Origin of the sequence: Superficieibacter sp. 1612_C1, from assembly GCF_015234305.1 — a bacterium.
Classification (GTDB): Bacteria; Pseudomonadota; Gammaproteobacteria; order Enterobacterales; family Enterobacteriaceae; genus Superficieibacter.
The window spans coordinates 29,699-49,654 of sequence record NZ_JADGMI010000006.1 but is presented as its reverse complement, the minus strand read 5'-3'; the positions used below and the strand labels follow the sequence as shown (position 1 = coordinate 49,654).

Here is a 19,956-nt window from a genome sequence, read left to right as displayed (position 1 = left end):
TCCCTAAGAAAATGTCACTGCTTATCTGCCCCGGACGACATCGTCCGGGGCTATTGTGTACATCAACTAATAATGTGATTTTGTTGGATCAGCTCTTCGAGGTTGGTCTGTACATTCTCCAGGGTTACCAGGTTAGTGGACTGATAGGTGGTACCGGCACCGTCCCGGTCAATGGCTATCACCGTATTGTTGCCGCTGGTGGTGACGTTCAGGTAGCTGCCGAGCGCCGCCTGATCGCCATTCCAGCCCACCAGCAGATCGCCGATATCGATTTTGTCACCCTGCGCCAGCGAGAAGTTGCTCCAGTTATCGCTGCCGTTGCCGCCCGTCGCGCTGGTGCTGTCGAGCAGCTGATAAATCAGCGTGTCGGCATAGGCTGTGCCAATGATCGTGTCGCTTTGCGCGGTGCTGACAAACTGCGGTGCCATGTCGATGGTCAGCGTGGCGTTATCCGTATGGCCGTTCTGGTCGTTAAGGGTGTAATTGAACGTCTCCCTGGTGGTTATGGATGAGGTGGCGATACCCGGCGTCAGCGTGTAGGTGTACGAGCCGTCAATATTGATCGCCAGCGTGCCGTAATGACCCTGAACGGTGCCGCTGGCACCGCTATTGGCAAACGGATCCAGCGTGGTGCTGCTGCCGTTATAGCCAGTGATGGTCAGACGGGTATCGACGGTAGAGAGTTGATCCAGCACGCCGCCCGCGTCGCTACCGTCAAAGATATTGCCGCTGACGGTATGCACGCCGCTGGTCTCAAAGTTGTCGAGATCGTAGGTGGTGCCGGTGACGCTTGGGGTGATGGTAATGGTTCCCACGGAGAGCGCCCCGATACTGCCGGTATAGCTCAGCGTATAGTTGCCGGAATGCAGCTCCAGCCCGCCCAGATCTACCGCGATGCTGTTGCCGAGCAGCGCGCCGCCGTTAAAAGAGCCGGTGCGCAGAACGGTGGTGCCGTCGGACAGCGTCCAGTTAACGGTCAGCCCGCCCAGCGCTAGCCCGGAAGCGACGTTGAAGTGCAGCACCGCCTCTTTCACCGCCGTACCCGCCGCCACTTCGATGACGCCGCTGCCGTTACCGCTGGTCCGCGAGAAGAGTGAACTGGTCCAGGCGGCGTTGCCTACCGCATTGTCGGTAAAGGCGGTGGTATCCTGCACGGTGTTAAAGGTCATCAGCGAGCTGACATCATCCACCGCATCCACCGACAATGGCGTGGCGGAGATATTCAGCGACGCGCTGTCGGTGCCGCCCTCCGGCGTACGCACGGTATAGATAAAGCTATCCGGCGCGTTAATGCTGTCAGCCCCGAGACCGCTACGCAGCGTATAGCTGTAGTTCCCCGCCTGGTCGATGGTCAGCGTGCCGTAGCTGCCTTCGATGGTCGCGCCTTCCGCGCCCACCGCGACGCCGTTCACCTCCGTGACGACAGTGCCTGCCGGGACAACGTCATTCTCCAGCACATTACCTTCGGTATTAGCGCTGATGCTTTCCACGTTATAGACATGATCCTGAAGAATATTCAGGGTGTAGCCAGTCAGCGCGGTAACGCCAGACGCGTTATTCAACAAGAACAGATACTCGCCGCCCGGCAGCGTGAGGGTGAGCTGGCTGGACTGACCGCCCAGCAGCGGCACCTGTAGCCAGCCGGGTTCAACCCGGTACTGCTCAAACTGCTGAATAGCGTCGTTAAAGCGGTAGACGTAAAGATCGAAGGTTGAGAGCAACGCCACGCCACCAGCAGAGGATTGCAGGGTCAACGTGCGGGTAGAGCCTTCCTCAACATCAAAGATGATCGGGTTGGTCAGGTTATCCAGAATATTGGCATTGAGGACATTACCCAGCGCAATCCCCACCACCGAGAAGCTGGTCTGAGAAGAGGCACCGTTGTCAACGGCTTCGACCTGGGTCTCATAATTCAGCGTCGCGGTGTTGTCGACGGCGGTCACGGCGTTGCCCGCCGCACCCTCGCCGAGGGCGACCACCAGTTGCGCCGTGTCGCTGACGCCGTCGTGAGTAATGGTATAGGTGAAGCTTTCCGTGCGTCCCAGAACCGTCGGCGAGGTGCTGGTCAGCGCGTAGCTGTAGCTGCCGTCCGGATTGATGGTCAGCGTACCATAGAGACCGTCAATGCTCGCTCCACCAGCGCCCACCGTTACCGTCTGGCCGCTGGCGTTGGTGACCTGGCTGACCACCGTGCCGTTAGGCGCGCTGTCAGCGCCGCTCACCGGATCGATATCCTGGATCACGTTACCAACGTGCGTCGTTTCACCGTTCAGCGTGCCAGCGCTGGTCTGCGTCACCGAGACATTCAGACTGGTGAAGGAGCCGGTCGCCAGCAGGCTGGAGTTGTAGCTCAGCACGCGGTACGTGCCGCCGGTCAGCCCGTCGAGGTTAAAGCTGACGCTGCTGCCGTTGAGGGTCAGAAGGTCGGCAAACTGCGGCTGGGAAGAGTCCGCCACCGTTACCCACGCATTGCTGGTGGCGTCGAGACGCTGGACGGCAATCTGTTGGGTGTTGAGCAGCGACAGCACGATCCCGGTGGCGGCGGAATCAATACTGATATCCGCGCTGCCGCCCTCGGCGACGTCAAAGGTGACCTGCGCCGTGTCGTTGCCGATCACCGTCGCGCTGTTGCCGAGCGCGCCGACCAGCAGAACGCCATAGTCACTGTAGTTCTCGTTCGTGACGGTAGCATCGGTCGTCAGATCCAGTTCCGCGACGTTATCGCTGGCCGAAAGCGGCAGTACCGGCGCGGTCAGCGGCGTGGCGGCGGAGACGTTGCCCGCTGCGTCGCGGGCGGTGACGGAGATGGTTTCGCCTTCGGTCTGCCGATCGTCCAGGGTGAGACTCCATGCGCCATTATCGCTGGCCGTGGTGGTCAGCTGCACGTTGCCGGGTAGCGTAACGGTGACGGTGCTGCCCGCTTCAGCGGTGCCGCTGATGACGCTGCCGTCAGCGTTAATCGCCGCCTGTGGCGCGGCGGGGGCAATCGTATCCACGACCACGTTATAGATCGCGGAGGCGGTGCCGGTGTTGCCCGCCGCGTCGGTGGCGGTGGCGGTCAGGTTATGCGCCCCTTGCGCCAGATTAGTCCCCGGCGTGAACGACCAGTTGCCGTCGGCCGCCACCGTCGCGGTGCCGATCTGCACGCCGTTATCCAGAATACGCAGCGTGGCACCCGCTTCGCCCGTGCCGCTCAGCGTCGGGCGGGCATCGTTAGTGGCGGAACCATTGCCGACCACGCCGGTTACCGGCGCAACGTCATCCGTGACGGCGACGATGACCGGCGCGTCCGGCGCGGTAGTATCGACGGTAAGCGTGAACGGACCGGAGAGCGGGCTGGTATTGCCCGCCGCATCCGTTACCGATGCCGTCAGGGTATGCGGGCCGCTGGCAAGCGCCGTCGCTGGCGTAAGGCTCCAGTTGCCATTATTCCCCACCGTGGTCACGCCAATTTCCACGTTATTGTCAAAGAGCCGCAGCGTGGTACCCGGTTCACCCCTGCCGCTGAACGCGGGCTGGGTGTCATCGGTGGTACGGCCGCTGGTCAGTGGTCCGGTGACGCTACCGATATTATCGGTGGCCAGCGCGATAACCGGCGCGGCGGGCAGCAGGGTATCGACAACGACGGTAAACGGATCGGATGCCGGGCCGCTGTTGCCTGCCGGATCGGTGGCGACAGCGGTGAAAGCGTGGCTGCCGTTAGCAAGCGCGGTTTCCGGAGTGAAGCTCCATTCGCCAGCCTCATTCGCCTGCGTCGTGCCGATGGCCACGCCGTTATCCAGTACCTGCACCGTGGCTCCCGCTTCGCTGGTGCCGCGCAGCAAAGGCCGCGTGTCGTCGGTAGACTGGCCGCCTGCCAGCGGACCGGTTACGCTGCCGACATCGTCAGTAATGCTGGTGATCACCGGGGCCACCGGCGCGGTGATGTCGACAATGACATCAAACGCCGCCGACGCCGGGCCGGTATTGCCAGCCGCATCGGTCGCCACCACCGTCAACGCATGCGGACCCTCCAACAGCGGTTCATCCGGCGTAAAGATCCAGTTGCCGGTGCTGCCCACCGTCACGACGCCAATTTCCACGCCGTTATCAAGCACTTGCAGCGTCGAACCCGCTTCCGCGCTGCCGCTCAGCGTCGGGCGCGTTTCGTCCGTAGTTTGTCCCGATGTCAGCGCTCCGGTCAGCGGACCGGTCGCATCGACGACGGAGACAATGCCCGGCGCGACCGGGGCTGTGGTATCCACCGTAATGCTAAAGGCCGGGGAGGCGGCGCTGGTGTTGCCCGCCGCATCGCTGGCAGTGGCGGTAAAGCGGTGCACCCCGTCCGCCAGCGGCGTGTCAGGCGTAAAGGTCCATGCGCCAGTATTATCGACCAGCGCGGTGCCGATCGGCGCGCCGTTGTCGAGGATTTGCACGGTCGCGCCCGCGACGCCCGTCCCGCTGAGGAGCGGCCGGGTGTCATCGGTGACCTGGTCTTGCGCCAGCGCACCGGTAATCGCACCGACATCATCAGTAATACCGGCGATGGCAGGCGTGGCTGGCGCAGTGGTAGTGATGGTGAGATCAAAGCCCGCCGTGGCTGGTCCGGTATTGCCTGCGGCATCCACCGCGCTCAGCGTGAAGCTGTGCGGCCCGCTGGCGAGGGCTGTCGTCGGGGTAAAGGTCCAGGCTCCGCTGTCGCTGACCAGTGCGCTGCCGATCTGAGTACCGTTGTCAAAAATCAGCACCGTGGCGTTAGCCTCAGCGGTACCGTTGAGCGTCGGCGTGGTATCATCAGTCGTCTGGCCGGAGACGAGTGGCCCGGTAACGGTGCCGACGTTATCCACCACGCTGGTCAGCGCAGGCAGCGGTGGGGCGAGGGTATCCACCACCACCGTGAACGGCGACGAGGCGGGGCCGGTATTGCCCGCCGCGTCAGTGGCGATCGCGGTCAGCACGTGCTCTCCTTCGCCCAGCGCGGCGGCCGGGGTAAAGCTCCAGTTCCCCTCGGCATCCGCCACGACGCTGTCCAGCAGCTCGTCGTTATCGTAAATAGTGACCGTTGCCCCGGCTTCCGTCGTGCCGCTCAGCCCAGGCTGCGCATCGTTGGTGACCTGGCCGCTGACCAGCGGGCCGGTCAGCGCATCAACATTGTCGGTGACGTCGGTGATGACCGGTGCCTCCGGCGCGACGGTATCAACGATAATCGTGACCGGCGAGGAGGTGCCGCCCGTACCGTTCGCGTTGGTGGCATTCACCGCAAAGGTATGCGGACCGTCGGCAAGCGTCGCGGGCAGGTCGTACGACCACGCGCCACTGGCATCGGCTTCCACGGTATCCACGATTGCACTATCAACAATGATCGTTACCAGCACGTCCGGCTGGGCGGTGCCACTCAGCGAGAGCTGATTATCGTCTGTGCTCTGGCCGTTGGTCAGATTACCTGTAAGCGGACCAACATCGTCGGCGATGTCGGTAATCACCGGTACCGATGGCAGGCCCGAGTTCGAGGCCGGGAACACGGTTGGATCGCTGATATTGCCCGCCGCATCCTGGACGACGACGGTCAGCGGCGAGCCGCTGGTCTGCGCCGGGGTCAGGGTGACGGTAAAGTTGCGATCCTCGCCGATAACCGCGCGGCCCAGCACGTTCCCCAGCGCATCGCTGACAATGGCCGTCGCGCCAGCCTCCGCCGTGCCCGACACCGACGTGCCATCGCCAGGGGTGGTCAGGTTGTCCGGCGCATCCGGCGCGGTCAGATCCACGTTGAGGGTAAACGAGGCAGAGCGTCCGCTGGCATTGCCCGCCGCGTCTGTCGCGCTGACGGTCAGAACATAATTTCCCTCGCCCAGCGGCGTGGCCGGCGTAAAGGTCCAGTTGCCGGCATCGTCGACGTCCGCCGTGCCGATTTGCTCGTCGTTGGCGTACAGCGTCACTGTGCTACCCGCTTCAGCCGTGCCGCGGATCAGCGGCTGGGTGTCATCGGTATAGCCGCCGTTGGTCAGCGGTGCGGTGAACGGCCCGACGTTATCTTCTACCGCATTAATGATCGGCGTGGCAGGCGCGGTGGCGTCTATGGTGAAGGAGAACGGCCCGGTGGCCGCGCTGACGTTACCCGCGGCATCGGTGGCGGTGACGGTCAGCGTATACAGACCGTCTGCCAGCGGGGTCGTCGGCGTGAAGCGCCAGTTCCCCGCGTCGTCCGCCAGCGTGGTGCCAATCGCCGTGCCGTCATTGTAAATCGTGACGGTGCTGTTTACCGGCGCGGTGCCGGTGAGCGTTGGCAGGTTGTCATCGCTCAGATCGCCGCTGGCAAGCGGGCCGGTCTCTGCGCCGACGTTATCCTCCACGCTCAGCAATACCGGCGTGGCAGGTATGGCGGTCTGTACGTCGATGACGAAAGGCGCGGAAGGGCCGCTGGCGTTGCCTGCCGGATCGGTGGCAGTCAGCGTCAAGCTGTGCTCGCCCACCTCCAGCGGCGTGACTGGCGTAAAGCGCCAGTTGCCGTCGATATCCACCAGCGTTGTACCGAGCGTGTTATCGCCGTCATAGACGGTAATGGTATCGCCTGGCGTGCCGCTGCCGCTCAGGGTCGGCTGCGTGTCGTTGGTCTGCTGTCCTGAAATCAGGCTGCCGGTGCCTTCCGGCACGTCGTCAGTCACCGCAGCGAGGACAGGTGTGGCCGGAGCGGTGGTATCCACCACCACGGTAAACGCGGCTGAAGCCGGGCTGACGTTACCCGCCACATCCACGGCGACGGCAGTCAGGGCATGGGTACCTTCGGTCAGCGCGGTAGTCGGCGTGAAGCTCCAGCTACCGCCGGTGGCGACGGTAGTGCTGCCGATCAGCGTGCCATTATCATACAGGTTGATGGTTGCACCCGGCTCGCCGCTGCCGTTCAGCTGCGGACGGGTATCATCGGTACTCTGCCCGCGAGTCAGACTGCCGGTCACGCTGCCGACGTCATCATTGACGGTAGCAATCACCGGCGCGGCAGGGGCGCGGGTATCCACCGTCAGGCCGAAGCTGGCGGCGGGGCTGACGTTACCCGCGGCATCGGTGGCGGTAACGGTCAGGGTATGCGCGCCGTTCGCCAGCGGTGCCGTTGGGGTAAAGCTCCAGGTGCCGTTATTGCCGGCCTGGACGGTGCCAATCAGGGTGCCGTTGTCGAGGATACGAACGGTGCTGTTCGCCTCCGCCGTTCCGCTCAGCGCGGGCCGCGCGTCGTCGGTTCGCTGTCCGCTGGTTAACGGCCCGGTGATGCTGCCGATATCGTCAATCACCGCGCTGATTACCGGCGTTGCGGGCGCGCTGGTATCTACCGTCAGCGTAAACGGCGTGGAGAGGGCGCTGGTATTGCCCACGCCATCGGTGGCGCTGACCCGCAGACTGTGCAGGCCCGCCACCAGCGCGGTGTCAGGGGTAAAGGTCCAGCTGCCGGTTTCACCCACCTGTGCGCTGCCGATCGCCGTTCCGTTATCGAAAATCGTGACCGTAGCGCCTATCTCGCCGATGCCGGAAAGCGTCGGGCGCGTGTCGTTGGTGCTTTGTCCGCTGGCGAGTTGTCCGGTGACCGGCGCGGTATCGTCAGTCACCAGCGTAATCGCCGGGATCTGCGGCATAACCGTATCCACGACCAGACTGAAGGCGGCAGACGGCTGACTGATGTTGCCGTCGCCATCGGTGGCGGTGACCGTCAACACATGCCCGCCGGTGCTCAGCGCGGTCTCAGGCGTAAAGCTCCAGACACCGCTGGCGTCCGCCGTCACCGAACCAATCTCTGTTTCTCCGTCAAAGATGCGTACCGTGGAGTTGGCCTCGGCGGTGCCATTCAGCGTCGGGCGCGAGTCGTTAGTGCTCTGGCCGTCGGTCAATGCGCCGGTGAATTCCGGCACGTCATCGACCACGCTGGTGATGGTCGGCGGCTGCGGCGCGGTGATGTCCGGGGCGTTAACCGTGGCGGCGGGACCCTCGTTCGCTGCGGCATCGGTGGCCGTCGCGCTCAACGGCTCGCCGTTGGTTTGCGGAGTGGTCAGGGTTACGGTAAAGCGACCGTCGTCATCCGCCGTGGCGCTGCCGAGCGGTGCGTTATCCGGTCCGGTCACCGTCACCGTGCTGCCCGCTTCTGCGGTACCTGACAGGGTTGTGCCGTCTTCAGAGACCAGCAGGTCTGACGGCGCGGCTGGCGGCGTAAGATCCGGCGTGGCGACGGTGGCTGCCGGTCCGGTATTATCTGCCGTATCGGTCGCCGTGGCGCTTAACAGTTCGCCGGTGATCTGCGGCGTGGTCAGTTCGATGTTGAAATTGCCGTTATCGTCCACCACGCCACTGCCTACATTTTCATTACTGGCGTTGACAATGGTGACGGTGCTGCCCGGTTCAGCGCGTCCGGTGACGACAGCGCCATCCGGGGTGATCGCCAGTTCCAGCGGCGCATCAGGCGCGGTAGTATCCACTGCGCCGGTGCGGGTGGGCTGGCTGCTGTTGCCTGCCGCATCGGTCGCGATGGCAGTTAACTGCTGACCGTTGGTCTGCGGCGCGTTAAGCGTGACGCGGAAATTGCCATCCTCGCCTGCGACGGCATTACCGAGCAGTGTGCCAGCGGCACTGGTGATGGCGATACTGCTGCCTGCTTCCGCGCTGCCGGTGACGGTGAGGCCATCGCTGCTGACCGCCAGATCCTCCGGCGCGTCAGGCGCAACGGTATCCACCACGATGGCGAACGGTGCGGAAAGCCCGCTGGTGCCCGCCGGGGTCGTGGCGGTGGCGGTGAACTGATGCGGTCCATCTTCCAGCGCTGTCTCCGGCGTGAAGTTCCAGTTGCCGCTGGCATCAGCGGTCACGCTGCCCAGTTCAACGCCATTGTTGTAGAGCGTAATCTGCGCGTTAGCTTCCGCCGTTCCGCTCAGCAACGGTCGGGTATCGTCAGTGGCCTGGTCTGCGGTCAGATTGCCGGTCAGGGTGCCCGCGTCATCAGTAACCGTGACAATCGTCGGCGCATCCGGCAGACCGGAGTCGGACCCGGTAAACGCCGTCGGTTCGCCGACGTTGCCCGCGCTGTCCTGAATACGCGCTTCCAGCGGCTGACTCATGGTCTGCGCCGGGGAGAGGCGCACGACAAAGGTGCCGTCCGTATTTACGGTCCCGCTGCCAATTTGTACGTTGTCGGCGTTAACAATGGTGATTAGCGCCCCGGCTTCCGCCGTCCCGCTTACCGTGGTGCCATCCTGTGCCACGGTCGTAATGACCGCGGCTTCCGGCGGGGTGACGTCAATAATGATGGCAATTGCAGCAGACGGCTGGCTGACGTTGCCGACGCTGTCAGTTTCCCGCACGGTGAAGCTGTGATCGCCTTCCGTAAGCGGCTCATCCGGGGTAAAGCGCCACTGTCCGTCGGTGCCCACCGTGGCGTTACCCATCTCAACCCCGTTATCAAACAGGACGATCTGGTTGCCTGGCTCGCCGCTGCCGCTCAGGACAGGGCGGGTGTCATCGGTGCGCTGACCATCCACCAGCACGCCGGTAATCAGTCCGGTATCATCTGTTACCACCGGCGTCGCAGCCTGCGGCGCGGTGAGATCCACCACGACCGTAAAGGCCGCCGAGGCCGGACCGGTATTGCCTGCGCTGTCGGTGGCGCTGACGGTAAGATCGTGCGTCCCTTCGCCCAGCGCGGTGTCAGGGGTAAAGCGCCAGTTGCCGCTGTCATCTGCCTGTACCGCGCCAATTTCCGTGCCGTTATCGAAAATGCGCACCGTAGCGCCCGCTTCTGCGGTGCCGCTCAGCGCAGGCTGCGCGTCGCGGGTGAGCTGGCCGCTGGTCAACGGTTGTGACGTGCCGGTGGAGTCATCTGTCACACTGGCAATAACTGGCGCTGCCGGAGCGGCAAGGTCGATCACGACGTTAAATACCGGCGACGGCGCGCTGCTGTTGCCCCCGGCGTCGGTAGCGATGACGGTTAACGGATGGCTGCCGCTGCCCAGCGGGGCATCCGGCGTCAGACTCCAGATTCCGTCATCGTTAACCTGCGCAGACGCGATCTCAATGCCGTCATCGTACAGCCGGACGGTATCGCCCGGTTCGCCGCTGCCACTCAGCGTCGGGAGCGTGTCGTCGGTGGCCTGGCCGCTGACGAGCGGACCGGTCACGCTGCCGTTATCATCGCTGACGCTGTCAATTACCGGTGTTGCAGGGGCGGTAGTATCAATATTAATGGCAAAGGCCGCCGAGGCCGGTCCGGTGTTGCCGGAGGCGTCGGTCGCCGTCACGGTAAAGTTATGCACTCCCTCCGCCAGCGCCGTTGTCGGCGTAAAACTCCACTCGCCGTTTTCGTTCACCGGGGCGCTGCCAATGGCGATACCGTTATCGAAGATCTGCACGCTGGCGTTTGGTTCAGCGCTGCCGCTGAGCGCCGGACGGGTGTCGTCAGTCGTCTGGCCCGCGGTGAGCGGACCGGTTACGCTGCCGGTATCGTCTGTAATGGCGTTCAGGATCGGCGCTTGTGGCCCGCTGAGATCAACTACCAGCGTAAAGCCGGCAGAAAGCGGCCCGCTGTTGCCCGCCGCGTCGGTTGCCGAGGCGGTGATGATATGGGTGCCGTCGCCCAGCGGCTGCGCCGGGGTCAGGGTCCAGTTGCCTGCATCGCTGACCCGGGCGCTGCCAATTGCCGCGCCGTCGCTGTACAACGTAACGGTCGAGCCTGCTTCGCCGGTGCCGCTGAAGGTCGGCTGGCTATCGTTGGTTGGCTGACCACTGGTGACCGGGCCAGTGCCAGGGGCGATATCATCGGTGACCGACACTATCAACGGGGCGGCAGGCGCGGTGGTGTCAATTTGCAGGGTGAAGGCGGCTGACGGCGTGCTGCTATTGCCTGCACTGTCAGTGGCGACCACCGTCAGCGGATGTGTGCCGCTGGCAAGCGGCGCTGGCGGCGTGAAGCTCCAGACGCCGTTAGCGTTTGTCTGCACGCTGCCGATTGCCGTTGCGCCATCATAAACCGTAATGGTTGTGTTCGCTTCGGCGGTCCCGCTGAGCGTCGGCTGCGGATCGTTCGACGGCTGGCCGCTGGTCAGCGGGCCGGTGCCACCTTCCACATCGTCCACTACCTGACCGATGACAGGCGCATCCGGCGCGACGGTATCGACGATCAGCGTAAACGGCTGAGATTCATCGCTGGTGCCGTTGCCGTTAGTAGCCGTCACGGTAAAGGTCACGCTGTTTTCCCCTTCCGCAAGCGGATCGGTCGGGGTAAAGGTCCAGTTGCCGCTGGCGTCTGCCAGCGTGGTGCCCATTTCTGTGCCGTTGTTATAGATCGTGATGGTCGCACCCGGCTCGCCGGTACCGGCAATGGTGGGTTGCGTGTCGTCGGTGCGCTGACCGTTGCTCAGATTTCCCACCACCGGGCCTACGTCATCACTGACGGAGACGATAACCGGCACATCCGGGATGCCGGAGTCTGTGGCGGTAAACGGCGTGGCGGGTCCGACGTTACCGGCGCTGTCTGTCGCCTGCGCCAGCAGGGATTCCCCGGCGGTTTGGGCCGGAGAGATGCCGATGCTGAAGGTGCCGTCGGCATTGGCGGTTCCACTTCCCAGTACCACATTGCCAGTGGCGTCAGTGATGGTCACGCTGCTGCCAGCTTCCGCCGTTCCGGTGACAGTGGTGCCCTGCGGGGAGACCGCCAGATCGCCCGGGGCGGCTGGCGGCGTAGTATCCACCACAACGCGGATCGCGGCGGACGGCTGGCTGGCGTTGCCCGCCGCGTCGGTAGCGGTAAAGGTCAGCGTATGCGTGCCCTCTGCCAGCGGCGCGGCAGGCGTGAAGGTCCATGCACCATCGGCGTCCACCGGCACCGTACCGAGAACGGTGCTGCCGTCATAGAGCGTTATGGTTGTGCCTGGCTCTCCGCTGCCGGTCAACGTTGGTTGGCTATCATCGGTGCGCGCGCCGTTAGCTATTGCCCCGGTGATGGGGCCGACGTCATCCGTTAACCCTGGCAGGGCTGGTACAGCAGGCGGCGTCAGATCGACGGTAAAGGTAAAGGCGGCGGACGGCGCGCTGGTATTGCCCGCCGCATCGCTGGCGATCGCCGTGATCGCGTGCGGCCCTTCGCCCAGCGGGCTGGCAGGGGTGAAAGTCCATTCCCCCTGTTCATTAACCAGCGCGGTGCCGATTTCCGTGCCGTTATCCAGCACGCGGAGGGTAGCTCCCGCTTCGCCGGATCCGCTAATCACCGGAAGGGTGGCATCGGTGACCTGCGCCTCCAGCAACGGTCCGTTTATGGGCCCCTGATTATCAATAATCGCGTTGATGACCGGTACGGCGGGTGCCAGCGTATCGACGGTCAGGGTTAACTCCGGCGACGCCGGGCCAGCGTTGCCCGCCGGATCGGTGGCGACAACGGTCAGGGTATGCGCGCCGTCAGTGAGCGGCGCGTCGGGGGTAATGCTCCAGCTTCCATCGTTATTTACCGTTGTGCTGCCAATCGCCGTACCGTCGTCATACAGGGTGACGGTCGCGCCCGCTTCGCCACTGCCGGTGAAGGTGGGCTGCGTGTCGTCAGTGGTTTGTCCGCTGGTAATCGGTCCGGTCAGGTTGCCGGTATCGTCGATGATCTCGCCAATAACCGGCGCGGCAGGCGCGCTGCTATCTACCGTCAGCGTGAAATCAGCGGAAGGCGCGCTGGTGCCGTTAGCGTTGGTGGCTGTGGCGGTAAAGGCATGTGCGCCTTCTGTCAGCGGCGTGGCTGGGGTAAAGCTCCACTGGCCGTTCGCCCCGGTGAGGGCCGTGCCAAGCAGCGTGCCGTTATCGTACAGCGTCAGGGTCGTGCCGGGCGCAGCGGTGCCGGAGAGCAGCGGTTGCGCATCGTCGGTAGCCTGCCCGCTGGACAGCGTGCCGGTTACCGCGCCCACATCGTCCGTGGCAGAGATAATCGTCGGCACGGCCGGGAAACCGGAGTTGGTGGCGGTAAAGTTTGCCGCCGGGCCGCTGTTACCCGCGCTATCCTGCGCGATGGCGGTAAGCGGTTGCCCCGCCGTCTGTGCTGGCGTGATAACAACGGTAAAGCTGCCGTCATCTGCGGTCGTACCGGTGCCGAGTACCGTACCGCCTGCATCAATAATCGTTACCTGACTACCGGCTTCCGCATTGCCGGTAACGTTAACGCCATTTTCGCTGATAGTCAGGTCGGTCGGTGCGGCAGGCGGCGTGGTGTCCACCACGAAGGTAATTGGTGCGGACGGCTGGCTCACATTTCCGGCGGGATCGGTGGCGGTAAAGGTCAGGGCATGTTCACCCTCCGCAAGCGCTGTCTCCGGGGTAAAGCTCCATTGTCCATCATCACCAACGACGACCGTACCTGTAACCGTATCGCCGTCATAGAGAGTGATAAGAGTGCCTGCTTCGCCGCTGCCGCTCAGGGTCGGGCGCGTATCGTCGGTTGATTGACCATCAACCAGCGGACCGGTGATGCTGCCAGCATCGTCATTAATAACGGGCAGGGCAGGCGCATCCGGAGCGGTAACGTCGATAATCAGCGTGAAGGCAGGCGAGGCGGCGCTGACGTTACCCGCTGCATCGGCCGCGGTGACGGTAAAGTCATGATTGCCTTCGCTTAGTGCGGCGACGGGCGTAAAGCTCCAGCGACCCTCTCCGTCAGCGGTAGTGACGCCCAGTTCAGCGCCGTTGTCGTAAATGACAATCTGGCTGCCGGCGGCGGCCGTGCCGCTCAGTTGTGGTTGCGTGTCGTCGGTGGTTTGTCCGCTGCTTAACGCGCCGGTCACGGTACCCGCGTCGTCAGCGGCAGCGGTGATGGCAGGCACGTCTGGTGCGGCGGTAGTCACTGTAAAGCTGAACGCCGGAGTGGCCGCGCTGACGTTACCTGCCGTGTCGGTCGCGGTGACGGTAATACTGTGATCGCCTTCGGCCAGCGGCGCGTCCGGCGTAAAACGCCAGCTGCCGCTGTCATCGGCCTGTACGCTGCCAATCTGCACACCGTTATCGTAGAAGGTCAGCGTCGCACCAGGCTCGGTGCTGCCGCTCAGCGTCGGCTGGCGATCGTCTGTGGTTTGACCGTTGGCGATTGCGCCGGTGATACTTCCGGCATCATCAACCACTTCGGCAATCACCGGCGCATCCGGGGCGAGGGTGTCCACCACGATGGTAAAGGGCTGAGACTCGCCGCTGGTGCCGTTGCTGTTAGTTGCGGTGACGGTAAAGGTAAAGGCGTTTTCCCCCTCCGCCAGCGGCTCAGTCGGCGTGTAACGCCAGTTGCCTGCGTCATCTGCCAGCACGCTATCAACCGCTTCACCGTTGAGATAAACGGTAATTGTCGCGCCCGGCTCACCGGTGCCGCTTAACGTTGGCTGTGTATCATCGGTATGCTGACCGCTGGTCAGGTTTCCTCTGATGGTGCCCACATCATCAGAGACCGAGATAATTGTCGGTACGTCCGGATAGCCAGAGGTGGAACCGGTAAAGTCCGCCGACGGTCCGCTGTTTCCGGCGCTGTCGCGGGCGGTAGCCAGCAGCGTTTCGCCGTTTGTCTGCGACGGCACAATATTGACCGAGAAGGTGCCGTCGTTGTTGGCGGCGGCAGATCCCAGTACGTTACCGTTGACATCGGTGATGGTGACCAGACTTCCGGCTTCCGCCGAACCGGTAACCGTTGCGCCATCAACGGAAACCGCCAGATCGGTCGGGGCGTCAGGCGCGATCAGGTCAACGGTAATCGTTAACGGCTCCGACGGATCGCTGATGTTTCCGGCCTGGTCGGTGGCGGTAAAGCGCAGCACATGGTTGCCGTGCGCCAGCGGCGTATCCGGCGTCAGATTCCAGCTACCGTCGCTATCGACCATCGCGGTGCCAATCATCTCGTCGCCGCGCCATGCGGTGATCATCGTCCCCGCTTCGCCGTTGCCGGTCAGCACCGGGCGGGTTTCATCCGTTGGCTGACTGTCCGCCACTGGCCCGGTAATAATACCGGTATTGTCGTTGATGAGCGGAGCGGCTGGCGCGTCAGGGGGAGTGATATCCACTTCAAGATTAACCGGCGTCGAGGTCGCGCTGGTGTTGCCAGCAGCATCCCGCGCGGTGAGCGTCAACGCGTGGTCGCCTTCGCTCAAATCGCTGTCTGGCGTAAAGCGCCAGTTGCCATCCTCTCCCACCAGCACGCTACCGATCTGCGTACCGTTGTCATAAATCGTTATCGTGCTGCCCGCCTCACCATTGCCGCTTAGCGTCGGGCGAGGATCGGCGGTGATCAGCGCATCGGTGATAAGTCCCGTATCGTCTGTAATGGCCTCAATAACGGGCGTCGGCGGTGCGAGAGTGTCGACGACCAGCGTAAATGCAGCGCCGGGCAGGCTGGTATTATTCGCCGCGTCGGTCGCGGTGACGGTCAGCGCGTGGTTGCCGTCGGTCAGCGGCGTAGTGGGTGTAAAGCTCCAGTTGCCGTCCGCATCTACCTGTGCGGTACCAAGCGCCTCGCCGTTATCGTAAACGGTAATGGTAGTGCCTGCCTCGCCATTACCGCTCAGCGTCGGGCGAGCATCATCGGTGGGTTGACCGCTGGTGAGGGATCCGGTCAACGCACCGCTGTCGTCGGTTACCGTGGAGAGCACCGGCACGTCAGGTGCGGTAGTATCCGGCGCGGTGGTGCTGGCTGTCGGGCTGTTATTGCCGCTCGGATCGGTGGCGATAACGTCCAGCGTTTCGCCATTCGTCAGCGGCGGATCTAACGGCAGGGTAAAGCTGCCGTCAGGCCCGACGGTGACGGTGCCTACCGGCTGACCGTTGCCGTCGGTGACCGTTACGGTGCTGCCTGCTTCAGCATTCCCGGTGAGGGTCGTGCCATCCTCCGACACGGCCAGATCGTCCGGGGCGGCAGGGGCGGTGATATCCGGGGCGTTTACGCCTGCCGCCGGACCCGCGTTACCCGCGAGGTTGGTTGCCGTGGCGGTGAGCGCTTCACCATTAATCTGTGGCGGCGTCAGCGTCGCGCTGAACGAGCCGTCCGGGCCTGTAACGGCGGTGCCAATGATGTTGTTATCGGCGTCACGGATCGTAATGCTACTTCCGGCTTCGGCGTTACCGGTGAGGGTGGCACCATCTTCAGAGACGGCGAGATCGTCAGGCGCGGCGGGCGGGGTGGTATCCACAATCAGCGTCAGTGGCTGCGAGACGCCGCTGGTACCGTTACCGTTGGTCGCCGTGAGCGTGAAGGTAAAGGTATTCTCTCCTTCAGGCAGGGCTGGCGATGGCGTAAAGCTCCAGTTGCCGGACGCGTCAACGGTAGTGGTACCGATGGCGGTGCCGTTGCTGTATACCGTAATGGTGGCATCGGGTTCACCGGTGCCGTTCAGGGTCGGGGTGGTATCGTCAGTCGTCTGGCCGTTGGTCAGGTTTCCGGTAAGGCTACCCACGTTATCTACCACAGACACCAGCACCGGCACGTCAGGGTAACCCGAGGTGGAGCCTGTAAAGGTTGCTGCCGGGCCGTCGTTTCCGGCGGCGTCGCGGGCAGTGGCCGTCAGCGTTTCGCCATCGGTTTGCGCCGGAACAATACCGATGCTGAAGCGGCCATTTTCATCGGCGATACCGCTGCCGAGGAGGTTGCCGCTGTCATCGCTAATCGTAACCGTACTTCCCGCTTCGGCGTTGCCGGTGACGGTAGTGCCGTCGGTAGAGGTAACAAGCTCCGCAGGCGCAGCAGGCGGGGTGATATCCACTACCACATTCAGCGCCGGAGAGGGCTGGCTGACGTTTCCGGCCAGGTCGGTAACCGTGATGGTCAGTGCATGAGCGCCTTCGGCGAACGGTGCAGAAGGCGTGAAGCTCCAGTTGCCGTCATCGGTGATAACCGCCGTGCCCAGCAGCGTTGCGCCGTCATACACGCTGACGGTCGCACCAGGCTCACCGCTGCCGCTGAGAACAGGACGGGTTTCATCAGTAGACTGACCGTCGGTGATCGTACCGGTAAGCGGACCGGACGCGTCGGTGGCGACCGGTGCGGCTGGCGCATCGGGCGCGACGGTATCGATAGTGAGCGTCCACGGGGCTGAGGCGGCGCTGGTATTGCCTGCCTGATCCGTCGCAGTGATGGTGAAGCTATGATTGCCGTCACTCAGCGCAGCGGACGGGGTGAAGGTCCAGCTGCCTGCGGGATCGACCGTCGCCAGGCCGATAACGGTGCCATTATCATACAGTGTAATTGTACTGCCAGGCTCGCCGCGCCCGGCGAAGGTTGGTTGCGTATCATCGCTCACCTGGCCGTTAAGTAGCGGGCCTGTGAGCGGGCCTGCATCATCGGTCAGGCTGGTGAAGACCGGGACGGCAGGCGCTTCGGTATCGACAATCAGGGTAAAAACGCCGGAGGCCGGGCTGACATTGCCTGCCGCATCGGTGGAGATGACGGTCAGCGCATGGTTGCCGTTGCCAAGCGCTGTCTCAGGCGTAAAGCGCCAGCGTCCGTCGTTGCCGATGGCGACAGAGCCGATTTCAGTTCCGTTATCATACACGGTCAGGGTGGCACCGGGCGTACCGCTACCGCTGAGGGTCGGCGTGGTATCGTCGGTGCGTTGGCCATTGCTCAGCGAACCGGTAATGGGTCCCGCATCGTCAATCGCCAGATCGATGACCGGCGTGCCTGCCGGAGCGTTGTCCGGCGCAGTTACGGTGGCGACCGGCCCACTGTTACCGGCCGGATCGGTCGCGACTACCGTGAGGGTTTCGCTGCTGGTGCGCGGCGGATCCAGCGGAAGCGTAAAACTGCCATCCTCACCTGCCACCACGCTACCCAGTGACTGACCGTTGCCGTCAGTGACGGTGACGGTGCTCCCCGCTTCGGCATTACCGGTCAGCGTGGTGCCATCGTCGGAGATATCCAGCCCGCTCGGCGCGGCAGGCGCAGTGAGGTCGACATTCAGCGTGAAGGCGGCAGACAAGCCGCTGGTCCCGTTGGCATTGGTTGCTGTCGCGGTAAAGCGATGCTCCCCTTCACCCAGCGGCGCGGTGGGCGTGAAGCTCCAGTTACCGCTGGCATCAACCAGGGTGGTGCCGATAATCACATCATCGCTGTACAGCGTAATGGTGGCTCCGGCCTCTCCGTTACCGCTCAGCGTCGGTGTGGCGTCATCGGTACTCTGACCGCTGGCAAGATTGCCCGCGAGCGCCCCCGCGTCGTCCAGCGCCGAGAGGATGACAGGTACATCAGGATAGAGAGACGTTGAGCCGCTGAAATCTGCCGTCGGGCCAGTATTACCCGCGACGTCGCGGGCGACCGCCGTCAGGGCTTCGCCGTTAGTCTGCGCTGGCGCAATACCAATACTGAAATGACCGTTGGCGTCGGCGGTGCCGCTACCAAGCACGGTGCCACTGGCATCAGTAATGGTGACCGTGCTTCCGGCCTCGGCGCTACCGGTGACGGTGGTACCGTCTGTGGACGTAGTGAGATCGGTCGGCGCGGACGGAGGAGTGGTATCCACGATTAATGTAAACGGCTCTGAGAACGTCCCCGTATTGCTGAAAGAGACCGTCAGAATATGCGTGCCTTCAGAGAGCGTGGTGGCAGGCGTAAAGCGCCATGCGCCGCTGGCATCAACCAGCGTGCTGCCGATGGCGTTGCCGTTATCGTAAACGGTTATGGTAGCGCCAGGCTGACCGCTGCCGTTCAGGGTGGGGCGGGTATCGTCAGTGAGCTGACCGTTGCTCAATTGACCTGTAACAGCGCCCGCGTCATCCAGTACGCTATCAAACGTACCGGCGTCGGGTGAAGTCAGATCCGGCGCGATGACTGTCGCTGAAGGGCTAACATTGCCCGCTGCATCGGTGGCGTTGACGTTAAGCGTTTCACCGTGGTTTTGCGCAGGATTAAGGGCCAGCCGAAAATGACCATCTGCGTCAGCCACCGCCGTGCCAATAAGGTTTCCGCTGGCATCGGTCACGTTCACCGTACTTCCAGGTTCCGCCGTGCCGGTCAGCGTGGCTCCGTCATCGACGATCAACAGATTGGCAGGCGCATCTGGCGCGGTGAGATCGGGGGTATCCACGCTGGCAGAGGGACCGGTATTGCCCGCAGGATCGGTTGCCACCACCTCGACAGGTTTACCCTCCGTCTGCGGTGTATCGAGATCAATCGTGAAGTTACCGTCGCTACCCGTCGTGCCGGATCCAATAACATTGCCATTGGCATCGGTCACGGTAATCGTGCTGCCAGGTTCAGCGCTGCCGGTAAGTGTTTTGCCATCTTCACTGATGATCAGGTTTCCGGGGGCATCAGGCGGGGTGTTATCTTCTCCCGTTTCATTACCCGGAGGAGGCGTTGTATTGTGCTCGTCATCATCGTGACCACTTCCTCCGCTGGAGGCAGCGACGGCTGCCAGACCACCGCCGCCTAACAGCCCACCCAGTACCCACGGCCATACCGGAGCCGCGCCGTCAGAGGCCGCTGCGCCTGCGCCAGAAGTGGCTAATAAATCGTCAATACTCGCAACATGGACAAAATTAAGTCCGGCGGCTGAAGGATCTTCTACCCACCACAGTGCCCCCTGACTATCTTCGAGCACCAGCAAACTTTTGGTTTCGCCTTCAGCAAGATAAAAGTTTTTGATGGCGACGGTTTCGCCCGAGCGAAGATGAACAATCAAATCGTTATTGGCGCGGGTGAGGGAGGCGATATCTGCTCGCGCTACCTGAAGTTTTACAATGGCGGGATGGCTTAAGGTGACTTCAGAGGCGGTGGTCGATGTTTCTACACCGGTTAAAGCAGAAATGACAGATATCGATACCATTGGTTCTTACTCCCAGCAGATATAGATGACACGCGTTTACTTACGCATCGCTCTGAATTTCAGGTAAAAGGACTCTGCGGCAGAGATTCTATTTAAAAATAGTTTCTCACCGTTATTTATTAACGTTTCACTATGAATGCTACCTCCCGAGAGAAGAGGTAGTGGTTATATAAAGGTATTTAATTTTGGC

General features: G+C 63.0%; 1 protein-coding gene. It reads right to left on the bottom strand.

What is annotated here, in order from left to right; translation table 11 throughout:
• Positions 1–62: 62 nt before the first annotated feature.
• Positions 63–19,766, bottom strand: coding sequence for a BapA/Bap/LapF family large adhesin (locus INT84_RS19365; protein WP_194208114.1), 19,704 nt, complete (start codon positions 19,764–19,766; stop codon positions 63–65).
• Positions 19,767–19,956: the final 190 nt, after the last annotated feature.